The 16,669-nt window shown below is 70.4% G+C and carries 11 protein-coding genes; 5 read left to right on the top strand and 6 right to left on the bottom strand.

Translation table 11 applies throughout. From position 1 onward, the window contains the following. Nucleotides 1-12 precede the first annotated feature (12 nt). Complete coding sequence (gene pepT, locus miv_RS02045; protein ID WP_207181170.1) at nt 13-1,275, bottom strand: peptidase T; 1,263 nt, start codon at nt 1,273-1,275, stop codon at nt 13-15. Between the two features lie 14 nt (nt 1,276-1,289). Then, nucleotides 1,290-1,910 carry a glutathione S-transferase family protein gene (locus miv_RS02040; RefSeq protein WP_207181168.1) on the bottom strand — a complete coding sequence of 207 codons (621 nt, stop codon included), beginning with the start codon at nt 1,908-1,910 and terminating at the stop codon, nt 1,290-1,292. Between the two features lie 462 nt (nt 1,911-2,372). Here miv_RS02040 and miv_RS02035 point away from each other — a divergent pair, with 462 nt between their 5' ends. Beyond that, entirely contained in the window at nt 2,373-4,103 is a 1,731-nt protein-coding gene (locus miv_RS02035; RefSeq protein ID WP_207181166.1) for a phospholipase D-like domain-containing protein, read from the top strand. 56 nt (nt 4,104-4,159) lie between these two features. After that, nucleotides 4,160-5,209: a DUF2278 family protein gene (locus miv_RS02030; protein ID WP_058617094.1), complete on the top strand. Its 1,050-nt coding sequence runs from the start codon at nt 4,160-4,162 to the stop codon at nt 5,207-5,209. 66 nt (nt 5,210-5,275) lie between these two features. Here the strand turns inward: miv_RS02030 and mqo are convergent, their stop codons facing one another. The 4 genes from mqo to miv_RS02010 form a co-directional block, all read right to left on the bottom strand. Beyond that, nucleotides 5,276-6,982: a malate dehydrogenase (quinone) gene (gene mqo, locus miv_RS02025; protein WP_207181165.1), complete on the bottom strand. Its 1,707-nt coding sequence runs from the start codon at nt 6,980-6,982 to the stop codon at nt 5,276-5,278. A gap of 512 nt (nt 6,983-7,494) precedes the next feature. Then, a complete protein-coding gene (locus tag miv_RS02020) occupies nt 7,495-8,001 on the bottom strand; it encodes a CYTH domain-containing protein (protein ID WP_048427415.1) in 507 nt (168 codons plus the stop codon). Between the two features lie 140 nt (nt 8,002-8,141). Beyond that, nucleotides 8,142-8,912 (bottom strand): histidine utilization transcriptional repressor HutC, encoded by a 771-nt coding sequence (gene hutC / locus miv_RS02015; RefSeq protein WP_207181164.1) that lies wholly within the window; start codon nt 8,910-8,912, stop codon nt 8,142-8,144. A 373-nt stretch (nt 8,913-9,285) separates the two neighbouring features. Then, nucleotides 9,286-10,644, bottom strand: a complete 1,359-nt coding sequence (locus tag miv_RS02010; protein ID WP_058617090.1) for a formimidoylglutamate deiminase — start codon at nt 10,642-10,644, stop codon at nt 9,286-9,288. A 120-nt stretch (nt 10,645-10,764) separates the two neighbouring features. Between miv_RS02010 and hutI the strand changes: the two genes are divergently transcribed. From hutI to hutU, 3 genes are all read left to right on the top strand, one after another. Further along, nucleotides 10,765-11,988 (top strand): imidazolonepropionase, encoded by a 1,224-nt coding sequence (gene hutI / locus miv_RS02005; protein WP_207181163.1) that lies wholly within the window; start codon nt 10,765-10,767, stop codon nt 11,986-11,988. After that, nucleotides 11,985-13,520, top strand: coding sequence for a histidine ammonia-lyase (hutH, locus tag miv_RS02000; RefSeq protein ID WP_048427411.1), 1,536 nt, complete (start codon nt 11,985-11,987; stop codon nt 13,518-13,520). Before hutI ends, hutH begins: the two co-directional genes overlap by 4 nt. Nucleotides 13,521-13,852: 332 nt before the next feature. Next, complete coding sequence (gene hutU / locus miv_RS01995) at nt 13,853-15,517, top strand: urocanate hydratase (RefSeq protein WP_207181162.1); 1,665 nt, start codon at nt 13,853-13,855, stop codon at nt 15,515-15,517. Nucleotides 15,518-16,669 lie beyond the last annotated feature (1,152 nt).

The following is a 16,669-nucleotide window of genomic DNA, read 5'->3' as shown; positions in this document are numbered from 1 at the left end:
CCTCCGCCCGAATCATTTCGGCCCCGAATCGACGCTCCCCTCCCCCGCCGCCAGCCCGCAGATCCGCCGCGTCACCCGGTACGACGCCGCGAAGGCCGGGACCGGCAGGAACTCGAACCGGGAGTGGAAATTGCTGGCGCCGGTGAAGTAGTTCGGGGTCGGCAGGCCGCGGGCCGAGAGCGCCGCGCCGTCGGTGCCGCCGCGCATCGGGATCGCCTTCGGCGCGATCCCCTCCGCGGCCAGCGCGGCGAACAGGAGGTCGACGGAGCGGCGGTCGTCGCCGAGGCTGTCGTGGATGTTGCCGTAGGTGTCGGCGATCCGGCATTCGACCCGCCCGGTCGGGTAGAGGGCGGCGATGTCCTCGGCCACCGCGTGCAGGCGCGCCTTGCGGGCGGCGAAGCCTTCGCGGTCGAAATCGCGGATCATCGCCTGGAGGCGGGCCTCGCCGGAATGCGCCTGGAGGCCGTTGAACCAGACGTAGCCCTCGCGCCCCTCGGTGGTCTCCGGCGTCTCGGCCCGGTCGAACCGGCCGATGAAGTCGTGCGCCATCAGGAGCGGGTTCACCATCACGCCCTTGGCCGACATCGGATGCGCGGCGACGCCGGTGAACACGATCTCGGCGCCGGCCGCGTTGAAGGTCTCGATCACCACCTCGCCGACCGCGCAGGCGTCGATCGTGTAGGCGAAGTCGCACGGGAAGCGCGCGAGGTCGAGAGCCTTGGCGCCGCGAAGCCCGATCTCCTCGTCGGGCACGAAGGCCACCACGATGTCGCCGTGCGCGTCCTCCGGCGCCAGGGTGGCGAGCAGCGTCATCACCACGGCGATCGCCGCCTTGTTGTCGGCTCCGAGCACGCTGGTCCCGTCGCCGACGATCACGTCCTCACCGCGGTAGTGCGCGAGTTCGGGATGCTCGGCGGCGCGCAGCCAGATGTCTTTGGCGGGATTGAGGCAGAGGTCGTCGCCCTCGAATCGCAGGACCTGCGGGCGGATCTCGGGCGAGAGCCCGACATCGACCGTGTCGAGATGGGCGATGAAGCCGATCCGCGGCGCGCCCGGCCGGGTCCCGGGCTTGCGGGCGGTGAGGATCGCGTGCGCGTCGAGCACCACGTCGCGGAGGCCGAGCTCGCGCAGCTCGACGGCCAGCAATTCGGCGAGCCGGCGCTGGCCCGGCGTGCTCGGAAGGGCGGCCGCCCGGGCGTCGCTCTGGCTCGGCACGGCGAGGTAGCGGAAGAACCGCGCGATGAGCTGCGCCCGGAGCGCGGTCTCGTCCGTCATGGCGTGGGGCTCCATCAGCTGAGCGCGACCGAGAAGCCGCGCTGCACCGCCGGGCGGCTCATCAGGGCATCGTACCAGCGCCGCACGTTCGGATACTCGGCGAGGTCGACCCGGTGCCGGGCGTGGCGCCAGGCCCAGCCCAGGATGGCGAAATCCGCGATCGAGAGGTCGCCGGCGACGAACGCGCGATCGGCCAGGCGCCGGTCGAGCACGCCGTAGAGCCGGTGCGTCTCCTTCTGGTAGCGGGCGAGCCCGTAGGCGCGGTCCGTCTCGTCGACCGAGAGGAAGTGGTGGACCTGGCCCGGCATCGGCCCGAAGCCGCCCATCTGCCACATCAGCCACTCCATGACCTGGACCCGGCCGCGGCCGGTCGCCGGCAGGAAGCGCCCGGTCTTCTCGGCGAGGTAGACCAGGATCGCGCCGGATTCGAACACCGAGAGCGGCGCCCCGTCCGGCCCGTCGGGATCGACGATTGCCGGGATGCGGTTGTTGGGGCTGATGGCGAGGAAGTCGGGCTCGAACTGCCGGCCCTTGGTGATGTCGACGGGCTCGACCCGGTAGGGGAGCCCCATCTCCTCGAGCGCGACGCTGATCTTGCGCCCGTTCGGCGTGTCCCAGGCGTAGAGCTGGATCATGCGGTGCCTCCTCCGGTGACGGGGAGGGACCGTAATGCGGTTCCGGTCCGGAGTCGTGTCGGTTCTGCAGCCGGCATATCCGCTGCGGATCGTGCGCCCTCCAGCTCTTGGACGATGGGGATCGGTCTCGGCGCACCGACAACGGAATCAGCCTTGGATAGTCGGCCGCATCCTCGATGAACAAAAGAAATTTACTTAAAAGATATTTTTTATCTAATTATTTCATCTATATTTTTCTACCTAATATTGAATTAGATACGGATGGACGACATTTTTGCTTGATAAAAGCATTATTGAAATCGATTTCGCATCAATATAGTCGGCTACTGAAATCGTCGTCGTATCGATCGCCGATCGAGATCGGATATTTTTTGCGGCTTAACCTGTAATACAATTGCTGAATTTATAAAATATCGCTACCCTGCCCTCGCAATCGACATTCCTTTGGCGGGAGACGCAGGGATGCGGGCGGCGACGGCGGGCGGATCGATCGACCTGAAGGCGATTGCAGGCACGCGGGTGGTGCTCCTCGCGATCGCGATCGCCGAGGAGGCGCGCGAGGGCCTTCTCGGCTTCGCCATCGCGCGGATGAACGGGGAGGCGCCCGACTGGCTCGAGGGCCGCAAGGTCTTCCGCTCGGTCGTGCCCCGTCCCGATCCCCAGGACCGCTTTCCGAGCAACCTGCACCCGATCCAGAGCCTGATCTGGTCAGACTACGAGGCCCGGCCCGGCACGACCACGCGCTACCGCGTGCAGCCCGTCCGCGGCACGCCCGCGGCCCCGGTCCTCGGCGAGGGGACCGAGATCACGGTCACGACCGAGGACCCCGCAACCGGCACCCACGGGATCTGGTTCAACCGCGGCGCCATCGCCTCGCAGGCCTTCTCCAGCCATTTCCAGAACCGGCCGCCCGAGGACGAGGACGATCCCGCCGATCCCGAGGTGCGCTGGCTCTCTCGCGGCGCCCTCGATGCCGCCCTCGCCTTCATCGACCGCGCGCGGGACGGCGAAGCGCTGCGGGTCGCCGCCTACGAGTTCACCTACCCGCCGATTCTCCTCGCCCTGAAGCGGGCGGCCGCCCGCGGGGTCGACGTCCAAGTCGTGCACGAGGGCGGCCAGGATTACGACCGGGACGACAAGCGGCTGGAGGATACCTCCGCCACCGTCGCGGCGCGCACCGCGATCGAGGCGCTCGGCCTCGACGGGCAGGCGAACCTGCGGCTCATCCCGCGCATCCGGCGGCGCAAGATCCCGCACAACAAGTTCATCGTCTGGATTCGGGCGGGCGGCGCCCGCGAGGTCCTGACCGGCTCGACCAATTTCACCGCCTCGGGCTTCATCGGCCAGACCAACGTCTTGTATGTCGTGCGCGACGAGGGCGTGGCGCGGGCCTATCTCGACTACTGGACCGAGCTGTCGCTCGACCCCACGACGCCGACGCTCTCGACCTGGACGCAGGGGCGCACCCCGCCGGACGCGCTCGACGCCCTGACGGCCGTGCCCGGCATCACGCCGTTCTTCTCGCCGCGCAAGAACGACGCGATGCTGAGCTGGTACGCGGCCCGCATCGCCGAGGCACAGGAGACGGTGATGTTCACCGCGGCCTTCGGGGTGAACAAGCTCCTGGCAGCCCAGTTCGGCATCGACCGCAACTTCGTGCGTTTCCTCCTGCTCGAGGACGCGCCGGACCGGGAGCTGCGCGACACGTTGAGGAGCGACCCGGACGTGGTGGCCGCCTACGGCGCGCTGCTGGGCGCCTATGCCGAGGGCAAGAAGGCGTTCCCGGACACAAGCCTCGACGACTGGTTCCTGAAGGAGGAGCTCTTCCGCAAGCAGGGCCACGTGTTCTTCATCCACACCAAGTTCCTGCTGATCAATCCGCTCGGCGACGATCCGCTGGTGTGCACCGGCTCTGCGAACTTCTCCTCCTCGTCGCTCACCGGCAACGACGAGAACATGCTGCTGATCCGCGGCGACACGCGGGTAGCCGACATCTACCTGACCGAGTTCGACCGGCTCTTCCGCCATTTCTACGCGCGCCAGACCATCGACCGCCTCGCCGAGCGGGGAGCGCCGCTGGCCGAGGCCAAGTTCCTCGACGAGACGGCCGGCTGGCTCGACGCCTACGTCGCGCCCGGCCGGATGAAGACCAACCGCCAGCGCCTGTTCTTTCCCGCCTGGCCCGACCGCTGAACGGACCGGTTCCCCCGGACCGATCCGCGTCCGAGACATCACCCGGGAGCCCCGTCATGCCGCTCAAGAACTATTCCGTCCTGAAGGGCCGGCCGATCAACAACCGCCTGGCCACCGGCCGCAGCCCGCATTACCAAGTGCTCGTCTCGGCCAACGGCGAGTTGCACCGCATCGCCATCAACGTGCAGTCGCAGGACGGCAGCGAGGTGCAGTTCCTCGTCCGCTCCCGCTTCGAGCACCCGATCACCGAGGCGCTGGCGGCCCTTGCCGAGGGCGTGAGCCCGGCGCCGAGCCAGCCGAACGGCATCGCTCTCGACTACGTCCGGGGCAACCTGATGCAGCCCTGGGAGTTGAAACCGCTGCCCCTCTCGGCCGCCGGACCGGACAACGACCTCAACGAGAAGCTCGACGCCTACGTGCAGCGCGCGATGGCGGACGAAGAATCCTGGATCTATGCCTTCGGCGAGACCTGGGGACCGGAGAACGACAAGGCCGACCGGTATTTCGGTTTTCGGCCGGGCCGGGGCATCCACGACATCCACATGAACCAGGGCAACCCGCCCGGGCGCTTCGCCGGCGATAACGGCCCCTACCAGGATGGGGGCCTGATCTTCTGGTTCCCGCGCGAGGAGCAGTGGGTGTCGGTGTTCCTGAAGTTTCAGACCCAGGCCTGGCACTCGGACGACGCCTCGGCGAATCCCGCGGTGCCGGCCGATCCGGACCACGGCGGGGAGCCGCACGCCCCGGTCGACCGCGACCGCATCCCGCCTCGCGACGTGCCGGACGGGCTGGTGCGCATCATCGCGGCTCTCGTCAACGACACCCACACGCCAGAGCGCGAGACGGTGACGCTGCTCAACACCGCGGATGTCCCCGTCGACCTGACCGGCTGGTCGCTCAAGGACAAGCAGAAGAACGCGATGCCGCTCACCGGCACGATCGCGGCCGGCGCGACGCTGACCGTGGCGGTGCAGGCGCCGGTCGCCCTGTCGAACAAGGGAGGCATCATCACCCTCCTCGACGAGAAGAAGATCAAGGTGCACGGCGTCGCCTACACGAAGGAGCAGGCGCGCCAGCCCGGCCGCACTATCCCGTTCCAGGCCTGAACCACCTCGCCCCGGGTCCGACCGGGAACGCCGACCGGACCCGGACGTCGCCGGGGGCGAGGTCGATCAGGGCGCCAGATCGCCCACCGGCCCCTTGGCGGGGGCCTCGCCGCCGGACGCGCTCACCGGAATCGGCTTCAGGGTGCCGCGGTCGATCGCCGGCGGGGTCGGGAGCTGGAGCTGCTCGCTGGTATAGGCCCATTCCCGGGCCACCTTCTCGGGATCGTCGTTGAGCTTCTCGCCGAAGCTCGGGACGATCCGGCGGATCTTCTCCTGCCACTCGGGGGTGGCGACCCTCTGGGCGAAGACCCGCTGGAGCACCTCGAGCATGATCGGGGCGGCCGTCGAGGCGCCCGGCGAGGCGCCGAGCAACGCCGCGATGGTGCCGTCCTTGGCGTTGACGATCTCGGTGCCGAGCTTCAGCACGCCGCCCTTGTTCGTGTCGCGCTTGATGATCTGCACGCGCTGGCCGGCCTGCCACAGGCGCCACTCGCCCTTCTTGGCGTTCGGGAAGTATTCGCGCAGCGCCGCCATCCGGTCGTCGTCGGAGAGCATCAGCTGGCCGGCGAGGTACTCGACCAGCGGGTACTCGTCGATGCCGACCCGCATCATCGGCCAGACGTTGCTGCTCGTGGTCGAGGTGAGCAGGTCGAGATAGGAGCCCTCCTTCAGGAACTTGGTCGAGAAGGTCGCGAACGGCCCGAACAGCAGGACGCGCTTGCCGCCGAGCACCCGGGTGTCGAGATGGGGCACCGACATCGGCGGCGAGCCGACCGAGGCCTTGCCGTAGGCCTTGGCCAGATGCAGCGTCGCGACGTCCGGGTTCTCGTTGATCAGGAACGAGCCGCCGACCGGGAAGCCGGCATAGTCCTCGCCCTCCGGGATGCCGGAGGCCTGGAGCAGGTGCAGGGCGCCGCCGCCAGCGCCGATGAACACGAACTTGGCGTCGATGCTCCGGCGCGACCCGTCCTTGAGGTTGCGCGCGGTGACCCGCCAGGAGCCGTCGGCGTTCCTGGCGATGCCCTGGACCTCGGTCGAGGCATCGAGCCGGAAGGTCTTCTGGCCCTGCAGGTGGGCGACGTACTGGCGGGTGACCTCGCCCCACTCGACGTCGGTGCCGAGCGGCGACCAGGTGGCGGCGACCTTCTGGTTCGGGTCGCGCCCCTCCATCATCAGGGGGACCCATGTCTTGAGCTGCTCGGGGTCGGTCGAGAACTCCATCCCGGCAAACAGCGGGCTCGCCTTCAGCGCCTCGTAGCGCTTCCTGAGATAGGCGATGTTGTCGTCACCCCAGACGAAGCTCATGTGGGGGGTGTAGTTGATGAAGGTCTTGGGGTCCTTCAGCACGCCGTTCTTGACCTGCCAGGCCAGGAACTGGCGGGTGACCTGGAACGCCTCGTTGATCTCGACCGCCTTGGCGATCTCGATCTTGCCCTTCTTCTCGGGCGTGTAGTTCAGCTCGGCGAGCGCGGAATGGCCGGTGCCGGCGTTGTTCCAGCCGTTCGAGCTCTCCATCGCCACCTTGTCGAGGCGCTCGAGCATGCGGATCGACCAGGTCGGCTCCAGCTCGTTGAGCCAGACGCCGAGCGTCGCGCTCATGATGCCGCCGCCGATCAGCAGCACGTCGACCGTGTCGGCGCCCTGCGCCAGGGCGAGGGACTCGGGCAGGGCCGAGGCCGCGAGGCCGGCGGCGGCGCCGCCAAGAATCCGGCGGCGGCTGATCCCGGTGGAGCCGGTGGCCTTCGGGGAGGTGGTCGTGTCGTCGGCGCGCATGGCCCAATCCCGTTCTCGTTCAGGCCGGTCCGGCCGCGCGATGCGCGGGCCCCCGGTCGTGACAGGCGTCCGATCGCGACGCGCGGGCGGGCCCGCACGGCGCGTGAAGCCATTTTCGGGGTGGTTTCCTCGTGAGGCCGCTGTCGCGGGGCCGCGGCACCCCGACCCGGTCCGGTCGGTCCCTCGCGGCGACGTGTCCCGGTCCGCTCGATCGGACGCGCGAGGCGACGCGGATTCTACGATCCGCTGGCCGGCCTCGGGCGGTCGCGACCGCCTGGGACGAGAAGAATGCCGCCGATCTGAGCTCGGCGGTTGTGTGGCGGCCTCATAGACGATGCGCAGGCGAAGGACAATCGCCGCCCGGCCCTCGGCGCAGCCGATTCCATCGGCCCGCAGGGCGGGCCGTGCTGAAGACCGTCAACGCTTCCTCAACGGAGCGGGCCCGGAGACCTTGGGGGATGCTCCCCGCGATCATCGTCCGGGCGCCGTCGGAGGGGCGCCCGCCCCGGGCCTCACAGCCGCGCCGCGACGACCTCGGTCAGGGTCACGGGGCGGCCGGCCTCGCGGGCGAGCCGCAGCAGCGTCGACTGGCGGAAGCGCACATCGGCGGTGATCTCTCGGCCGATCCAGTCCGGCAGGGCGAGGGGTTGCGCCTCGTGCTCCAACTCGACCTCGGCCAGGACCATGCCGGCGAGCGCGCCGCCATACTCGTCCACCACCCACTCCATCCCGTCATGGGGCACGCAGTGGCGGGTCTTCTCGATCAGGCAGGTCTCGCAGACGAGGCCCAGCATCGCCTCCGCGTCGGCCCGGGGGATCTCGTACTCGAATTCCGGCCGCGCCAGGCCGTCGCGCCGGCCCTTGACGGTGATCCAGGCCTGCTCGTCGTCGAGCCGCACCCGGACCTTGCCGCCGGCGAACTCGCCGACGAGCCCGTCCGTCAGCCGGCGCCGGCTCACCGCCCGGTCGCGCCAACCCGCATGGGCGACCAGGAACTTCCGCTCGACCTCGTACCGCATCACCCTCGACCGCGCGTGCCCCGCCCCCGACGGAGGTCCGTCCCGGGCGACGATCGCGCGACCGCGCGGGCCGGGATCGGCCGTGGCCGGGGCGGCGGGGCTGATAGCCGATCGCGCCCGTAAGAGCCAGGGCCGGCGAGCTAGGCCTCGCGTCCTACCCCTGGGCCCGGCCCATGCGAGGGCGCGAAGCGGGCGACGAGCTCGTGCGCCTCGCCCGGATAGGTCAGGCGCACGACCGTGACGGGGCGCCCGGCACTCCAGGTCCGGCGTTCGACGACGAGGCAGGCCGCGCCGGGGGCGCAGGCCATCGCGGCGGCGATGTCGGCGTCGGCGGCGCGGGCGCGGATGCGGTGCTCGGCCGCGGTCCAGGGCACGTGGCGGACGAGCCAGGTCCCGGGCGGCTCGTCGGCGAAATCCTGCGCCTCGGCCTCCGGCACCGCCGCGAGATGGACCAGTCGCTCCTCGAGGCAGAACGGGCGCGGTCCCGCATCGTGCCGCACGGTGAGCGCCAGGACCGGGGCCGGCGCGTCGAGCCCGAGCGCCGCGCGGTCGGCCTGCGTGCTGCGCCGGCGTCGGCGCGCCAGCAGGGCGAAGCGGTAGGGCAGGCCCAGGGCCTCGACCTCGGTGCGGATCTCCGGGATCTCCAGCACCGCCGATTGCGAATGCGGCTGGCGCACGAAGGAGCCGACCTTGCGCCGACGCTCGATCAGCCCGGCGGCGGCGAGCTGAGTCAGCACCTTGTTGACCGTCATGCGCGAGCAGCCGAACTGCGCCGTCAGCTCGTGCTCGAACGGAATGCGGTGACCGGGGGGCCAGCGGCCGGACAGGATATGACCCTGGATCTCCGACAGGATCTGCTGGTGCAGCGAGATCGGCCGGGCCTCGGGGCGGGCGGGATCGTGCGCGGTCATGAGTCAGCCCGTCCGCTCAGGTGATCGTGCGCGCCCACGCCGCCTCCGCCGTCCGCCGGCCTTCCCGGAAGGGCCGGACCGCCTCCCCATACCCGAGCTTGATAGCGGGATCGGCATGACAATTTCAACTTGGCCCGACGCGATGACGGAAAGTCGCGGGATCCCCTCTCCCGTGTGGAGGAGGGGTAGGGGTGAGGGCGATACGCTCCAGCGTGAAACTCTGATCGTCGCTCCGGCCGCGTGTCCGTCGAGCTTTACTCATGACCGCGGCATCATCGCGTGGGATTTTCGATCGCCCGGACCCTCGCACTCGGGAGAGGCGGGACGTACTCTGATGGAATCAGCGGGGTGATCTCGAACCGGCGACCGCCCCTCACGCCGCCATCAGCCGCCCGAGCACCCGCGCGTACCGCGCCGCCACCGCCTCCCGGGCGACGTGCCGCCCGCCCGCGACGACCTGGCGGCCGTCCACCCAGACCGCGTCCACCGCCCGCGCGCCGGCAGCGAAGATCCAGCCGTCGAGAAGGGCGTCGCCCCGGCGCTCGATCAGGGCCGGGTCCGCTCCGTCGAGCGCCACGCCGTCGGCCGGGGCGCCGACCGCGAGCCCGCCCCCCTCGGCGGCCAGCGCCTGCGTGCCGCCGGCAAGGCCCGCCTCGAACAGGGCGCGCCCGGTCGAGGCGCCGGGGGCGGCGAGCACGTTGCGCTGGCGTGCCCCGAGGCGCTGGGCGTATTCGAGCTGACGCAGCTCGTCGGCGGCCCCCACCAGCACGTTCGAATCGGTGCCCACGCCGTAGCGCCCGCCCGCCGCGACGAAACCGGGACCCGGGAAGATGCCGTCGCCGAGGCTCGCCTCGGTCACCGGGCACAGGCCCGCGACGGCGCCGCTCGTGGCAAAGCGCGTCGTCTCGTCGGGCGTCATGTGGGTGGCGTGGATCAGGCACCAGCGGGAATCGAGCCCGGCCTGGTCCAGGAGCCATTGCACGGGCCGCGCCCCGGACCAGCTCAAGGAATCCTCGACCTCCCGCACCTGCTCGGCGGCGTGGATGTGGATCGGCCCGCCCTCCGCCAGCGCGGCCGCGGCGGAGAGGTCCTCCGGCGTCACCGCCCGCAGGCTGTGGGGTGCGACGCCCAGCGTGGCGCCGGGGAGGCCCGCCACGACGGTCCGGGAGGCGTCGACCATGCGGGCGAAGAGATCGAGGTCGGAGACGAAGCGGCGCTGGCCGTCGGTCGGCGCGACGCCGCCGAAATTCGACCAGCGGTAGAGCACCGGCAGCAGGGTGAGGCGCAGGCCCGTGAGGGCGGCCGCCGCCGCGATCCGCTCCGCCATCTCGGCGACCTGGGCGTAGGGCGCGCCGTCGGGCGCGTGATGCAGGTAGTGGAACTCGCCGACCCGGGTGAAGCCGGATTCGAGCATCTCGACATAGGCCTGGGCCGCCACCGCCTCGGCCTCGTCGGGGCTCATCCGCAGGGCGAAGCGGTACATCGTCTCGCGCCAGGTCCAGAACGTGTCGGCGGAGGGGCCGCGCCGCTCGGCGAGCCCCGCCATGCCGCGCTGGAAGGCGTGGCTGTGCAGGTTCGGCAGCCCCGGCACCAGCACCGCCACCCGGGTGTCGCCCGGCTCCGGCGCGCAGGCAGCCTCGACCGCCGAGAACCGCCCCGCCGTCACGGTCAGCCGGACGTCGGCCTGCCAGCCCGTGGGGGTGAGGGCGTGGCTCGCATGCAGCACGGTCATCGGCGCGTCTCCTGCGGTGGGGCCCGGAACGGGAGGGCTGGGCTGCGCCCTGGTCCGCTCATGTCTATACAAAGCGCATCGATCATGTCTATACATATGCACGAATCAAGGGAGACGCGCATGAGCGAGACAGAGGACGGACCGCGGGTCTGGCGCAACGTCCGGCTCGCCACCTTCGCGCCCGGACGTCCCGGGATCGGCGCGGTGGACCACGGCGCCCTCGCGATCCGCGACGGCCGCATCCTGTATGCCGGGCCCGAGGCCGCGCTGCCGGGCGCCGCTCTGAGCGAGGCCGAGGTGATCGACGGCGAGGGCCGCTGGATCACCCCGGGGCTGATCGACTGCCATACCCACCTCGTCTGGGCCGGCGACCGGGCGCACGAATTCGAGCTGCGCTTGCGCGGAGCCTCCTACGAGGAGGTGGCGCGGGCCGGCGGCGGCATCGTCTCCTCGGTCGCGGCCCTGCGCAAGGCGAGCGAGGACGACCTCGTGCGCCAGACCCTGCCGCGGCTCGACGCGCTGATGGCCGAGGGGGTCACCACCGTCGAGGTGAAGTCGGGCTACGGGCTCGACCTCGCCGGCGAGCGCAAGTCCCTGCGGGCCGCCCGCCGCCTCGCCGGGATGCGGCCGGTCTCGATCCGCACCACCTTCCTGGGCGCCCACGCCCTGCCGCCGGAGGCCCGCGGCGACAAGGACGCGTTCATCGGCGAGGTCGCCGACGCGATACTGCCGGCGCTCGCCGCGGAGGGGCTCGTCGATGCGGTCGACGCATTCTGCGAGGGCATCGCTTTCTCGCCCGAGCAGGTGGAGCGGGTGTTCGCGCGGGCGAAGGCCCTCGGCCTGCCGGTGAAGCTCCATGCCGACCAGCTCTCGAATCTCGGCGGCGCCGCGCTGGCGGCCCGCCACGACGCCCTCTCGGCCGACCATCTGGAGCACACCGACGAGGCCGGGGCGATGGCCATGGCGCGGAGCGGCACCGTCGCGGTGCTGCTGCCCGGCGCCTACTACTTCATCCGCGAGACCAGGCTGCCGCCGGTGGAGCTGTTTCGCCGCCACGGCGTGCCCATGGCGGTCGCGACCGACGCCAATCCGGGCACCTCGCCGCTGACCTCGCCGCTGCTCGCCATGAACATGGCCGCGACCCTTTTTCGCCTCACCGTCGACGAGTGCCTGGCCGGCACCACCCGCGAGGCCGCCCGCGCCCTCGGCCTCCTGTCCGAGATCGGCACCCTCGAGGCCGGCAAGCGCGCCGACCTCGCGGTATGGTCGGTCGAGCGGCCGGCCGAGCTCGTCTACCGCATGGGCTTCAACCCGCTCCACGCCCGCATCCGGGGGACACGATGACCGAGACGATCACCCTCGTGCCGGGCGCGGTGCCGCTGGCCGGCTGGCGCGCGATCTATCGCGGCGCACCCGCCCGCCTCGATCCCTCCTGCGCGGCCGTCGTGGCGGAGAGCGCGGCCGCGGTCGCCCGGATCCTCGCCCGCGGCGAGCCGGTCTACGGGATCAATACCGGATTCGGGAAACTGGCGAGCGTGCGGATCGAGGCCGGCGACCTCGCGACGCTCCAGCGCAACATCGTGCTCTCCCACGCCGCCGGAATCGGCGAGCCGAGCCCCGTGCCGGTGGTGCGGCTGATGCTGGCGCTCAAGCTCGCGAGCCTGGCGCAGGGCGCCTCGGGCGTGCAGCCCGCCACCCTCGACCTCTTGGGCGCGATGCTCGCCCGCGACGTGATCCCGGTCGTGCCCTGCCAGGGCTCGGTGGGGGCGTCCGGCGACCTGGCGCCGCTCGCCCACATGGCCGCGGTGATGATCGGGGTCGGCGAGGCTTTTACGCCGGCCGGCCGCCTGCCCGCCGCCGAGGCGCTGGCGGCGGCCGGCCTCGTCCCGGCCTCGCTCGGCCCGAAGGAGGGACTGGCCCTTCTCAACGGCACCCAGTTCTCGACCGCCAACGCGCTGGCCGGCCTGTTCGAGGCCGAAGCGGTGCTGCAATCGGCCCTCGTCGTCGGCGCGCTCGCGACCGACGCGGCACGGGGCTCCGATGCGCCGTTCGATCCGCGCATCCACGCGCTGCGCCGCCACCCCGGCCAGATCGCCACCGCGGCGACGCTGCGCGCCCTGATGGCCGGTAGCGCCATCCGGGCCTCGCACCTGACCGGCGACGAGCGGGTGCAGGACCCCTACTGCCTGCGCTGCCAGCCCCAGGTGATGGGCGCCTGCCTCGACCTGCTGCGCCAGGCCGCCGAGACGCTGGCGACGGAGGCCAACGGCGTCTCCGACAACCCGCTGATTTTTTCCGAGACCGACGAGGCCCTGTCCGGCGGCAACTTCCACGCCGAGCCGGTGGCCTTCGCCGCCGACATGATCGCCATGGCGCTCTGCGAGATCGGCTCCCTGTCGGAGCGGCGCATCGCCATGCTGGTCGATCCGGCGCTCTCGGGCCTGCCGGCCTTCCTAACGCCGAAGCCGGGGCTGAATTCCGGCTTCATGATCCCGCAGGTGACGGCGGCGGCCCTCGTCTCCGAGAACAAGCAGCGGGCGATGCCGGCGAGCGTCGATTCGATCCCGACCTCCGCCAACCAGGAGGACCACGTCTCGATGGCCGCCCACGGCGCCCGCCGCCTGCTGCCGATGGCCGAGAACGCCGCCGCCGTGGTGGCGATCGAGGCCCTGGCAGCCGCGCAGGGCTGCGACTTCCACGCGCCGCTCATCTCGAGCCCGGCCCTGGAGGCGGTGCGGGCGCGGCTGCGCGCCGAGGTGCCCCGCCTCGACGACGACCGGCACTTCCACCCCGACATCGCGGCGGCGCTGGCGCTGGTGCGAGATGGCAGCCTGGTCGCGGCGGTGGCGGGGGTGTCCCTGCCGGTGCTCGACTAGAGCATTTTCCGACGAAGTGGATACCGGTTCGTCGAAGAAGAGGCGGCAAAACAAAGACTTAGAGAGCTTCGCGATTGCAACGCGATCGTGAATTGCTCTAGAAGCCATTCATCCGCTCGACAGAACCGATGCGATTTTTGTTTGATCGGTTCAGATCAATGAAAGCGATGGATCCCCTCTCCCATACGGGAGAGGGGAAATGCGCCACGTTTTGTTCGAACACATCAGTCAATAGTGCAGATGTTCATCGATGAGCGGATCTGCCCATCCAGCCTGACAGCCGTCGAAGCGAATCGCGCCTCGACCTCCCCCCTCGCCCGGAACCCCCGCCCATGACCCGCATCGACAACGCCCGCACCATCCGCGCGCCCCACGGCACCACCCTCACCGCCAAGAGCTGGCTCACCGAGGCGCCGCTGAGGATGCTGATGAACAACCTCGATCCCGACGTCGCCGAGAGGCCGGGGGAACTGGTGGTCTATGGCGGCATCGGCCGGGCCGCGCGGGACTGGGCGAGCTTCGACCGCATCGTGGCGGCGCTGAGGGATCTCGACGACGACCAAACCCTGCTGGTCCAGTCCGGCAAGCCGGTCGGGATTTTTCGCACCCACGCCGACGCGCCCCGGGTGCTGATCGCCAACTCGAATCTCGTGCCGCACTGGGCGACCTGGGAGCATTTTCACGAGCTCGATCGCAAGGGCCTGATGATGTACGGCCAGATGACGGCGGGCTCCTGGATCTACATCGGCAGCCAGGGCATCGTGCAGGGCACCTACGAGACCTTCGTGGAGATGGGCCGCCAGCATTACGCCGGCGACCTCTCCGGCCGCTGGATTCTGACGGCGGGCCTGGGGGGCATGGGCGGGGCCCAGACGCTCGCCGCCACCATGGCGGGCGCGTCCTGCCTCGCCGTCGAGGCGCAGGCCTCGCGCATCGAGTTCCGCCTGCGCACCGGTTACGTCGACGTCCAGGCCCGCGACCTCGACCACGCGCTCGCGCTGATCGAGGAATCCTGCCGCGCCAAGACCCCGCGGTCGGTCGCGCTGCTCGGCAACGCGGCGGAGATCTTCGGCGAACTCTACGCCCGCGGCGTGCGCCCCGACTGCGTCACCGACCAGACCTCGGCCCACGATCCGGTCAACGGCTACCTGCCGGCGGGCTGGACGGTCACCGAATGGGAGGCCAGGCGGGAGACCGATCCGGCGGCGGTCGCCGCGGCGGCGAAACGCTCGATGGCGGTGCATGTCCGGGCGATGCTCGATTTCCACCGCGCCGGCGTGCCGGTGGTCGATTACGGCAACAACATCCGCCAGATGGCCCTGGAGGAGGGCGTCGAGGACGCCTTCGCCTTCCCGGGCTTCGTCCCGGCCTATATCCGCCCGCTCTTCTGCCGCGGCGTCGGCCCGTTCCGCTGGTGCGCCCTCTCGGGCGACCCGGAGGACATCTACCGCACCGACGCCAAGGTGAAGGAGCTGCTGCCGGACAACCAGCACCTCCACCGCTGGCTCGACATGGCGCGGGAGAAAATCCGGTTCCAGGGCCTGCCGGCGCGGATCTGCTGGGTGGGCCTCGGCGACCGCCACCGTCTCGGCCTCGCCTTCAACGAGATGGTCCGTACCGGCGAGTTGAAGGCGCCGATCGTCATCGGGCGCGATCACCTCGATTCCGGCTCGGTCGCCTCGCCGAACCGCGAGACGGAGGCCATGCGCGACGGCTCGGATGCGGTCTCGGACTGGCCGCTGCTGAACGCGCTCCTCAACACCGCGTCCGGCGCCACCTGGGTCTCGCTGCACCATGGCGGCGGTGTCGGGATGGGCTTCTCGCAGCATGCCGGCATGGTGATCGTCTGCGACGGCAGCGAGGCCGCCGACCGGCGCCTGGAGCGGGTTTTGTGGAACGACCCCGCCACCGGCGTGATGCGCCACGCCGACGCCGGCTACGACGACGCGGTGGCCTGCGCCCGCGAGCATGGGCTCGACCTGCCGTCGCTCGGGTAAGGACGTCCACGCGTCAGCCCACCTGCGCCTCGTGTCGATGATCGACCGATCCCGAAGGATGGCTCCAGCAAGGACCGAGATTTCTGGAGCCATCCTTCGTGGTCATCCGATCGTCTGCCGTCATTCTTTCGCGGTCGAAGCCGGGGCGGAATGGCGATCCGAACGTCGGCTTGTCTGCCGTATGGTATCGGGTGGCGCAGGACGTATTTCGGGAACGGGGCCGAAATCCACGGTGACCGGACGCCTGGACGTTCTGACAGCCCGGTCCGACCGCGCGTCGGATTTCGCCGTCGTGATCCCCAGGACCGCCTTCCCGGGCCCGCCTCGTCCACTGGAACAGGGTCCGGGATTGCGGGGAAACCGTGCAGGGCTTCGAGCCGGATCGGCTGCTTGTCCCCGCTGTCCCCGATGTACGTCCTCGTGCCGCGACGGTGTTTTTTCATCCCGCATCGCTGGCGCGGACGCATCGCGATCGGGACTGCCGACCCGCAATGTCCTGTCCGCCGCGCCCGGCCGCCACTCGCCATAGGGATCCACCGCCGCCCGGGCGTACTTCACGAACGGCTCGCCGAGGCGCCGCCCTCCGCTCTTCCGCCTTCATGCCTCGTCTGGCAGCCCGTCCGATCCCGTGATTCCGCTCGTACGATGCGAGGTTCCGCGAGTCGAGAACCCGATCCTCCCTCCCGGAGAGTCCCACAGGAAAGCTTACGCGAGTCGAGTCCAGCCCGGCGCCCCCGGTTCGACAGACGCGATGGCCGATCGGTTCGTTCCGACGAGTCGGTGGACTCCTGTGGATCGCCTGTGACTCGCCTCTCGACTCGGGAATGCGGCGCACGACTCGGGGATCACGGTCCCTGTCCGGGTTTTCCCCAGTATGCACCGTTTAGAGTGTTACAGGAATCTTTATGGATTTAGGCGCTCCGGCGGCGGCGATTCCTCGAACTCGCCCAAAAGCTTAATGCGGGTGGGCCGTTCCCGATGTGCCGAGGATCCGTCCCCGTTGTACCGGCCGTCCCGTCCCCGATGTGCCGTGCCGGCGTTCCCGATGGGACGGGGCCGTTCCCGAAGTACCGATCCACCCCGGTGCCGTTCCCGATGTGCCGACTCGGCCCGAGTCATTCACAGGGATTCCGGGGATTTCCCCTCGGGGCC

The sequence above is a fragment of the Methylobacterium indicum genome (assembly GCF_017347565.1).
GTDB classification, from domain to species: domain Bacteria; phylum Pseudomonadota; class Alphaproteobacteria; order Rhizobiales; family Beijerinckiaceae; genus Methylobacterium; species Methylobacterium indicum.
This window is presented reverse-complemented; position numbering and strand designations above follow the sequence as displayed.

Coding starts and splice junctions, on each gene's coding strand:
- pepT (WP_207181170.1), bottom strand. CDS start 1,275: ATGACGGACGAGACCGCGCTCCGGGCGCAGCTCATCGCGCGGTTCTTC.
- miv_RS02040 (WP_207181168.1), bottom strand. CDS start 1,910: ATGATCCAGCTCTACGCCTGGGACACGCCGAACGGGCGCAAGATCAGC.
- miv_RS02035 (WP_207181166.1), top strand. CDS start 2,373: ATGCGGGCGGCGACGGCGGGCGGATCGATCGACCTGAAGGCGATTGCA.
- miv_RS02030 (WP_058617094.1), top strand. CDS start 4,160: ATGCCGCTCAAGAACTATTCCGTCCTGAAGGGCCGGCCGATCAACAAC.
- mqo (WP_207181165.1), bottom strand. CDS start 6,982: ATGCGCGCCGACGACACGACCACCTCCCCGAAGGCCACCGGCTCCACC.
- miv_RS02020 (WP_048427415.1), bottom strand. CDS start 8,001: ATGCGGTACGAGGTCGAGCGGAAGTTCCTGGTCGCCCATGCGGGTTGG.
- hutC (WP_207181164.1), bottom strand. CDS start 8,912: ATGACCGCGCACGATCCCGCCCGCCCCGAGGCCCGGCCGATCTCGCTG.
- miv_RS02010 (WP_058617090.1), bottom strand. CDS start 10,644: ATGACCGTGCTGCATGCGAGCCACGCCCTCACCCCCACGGGCTGGCAG.
- hutI (WP_207181163.1), top strand. CDS start 10,765: ATGAGCGAGACAGAGGACGGACCGCGGGTCTGGCGCAACGTCCGGCTC.
- hutH (WP_048427411.1), top strand. CDS start 11,985: ATGACCGAGACGATCACCCTCGTGCCGGGCGCGGTGCCGCTGGCCGGC.
- hutU (WP_207181162.1), top strand. CDS start 13,853: ATGACCCGCATCGACAACGCCCGCACCATCCGCGCGCCCCACGGCACC.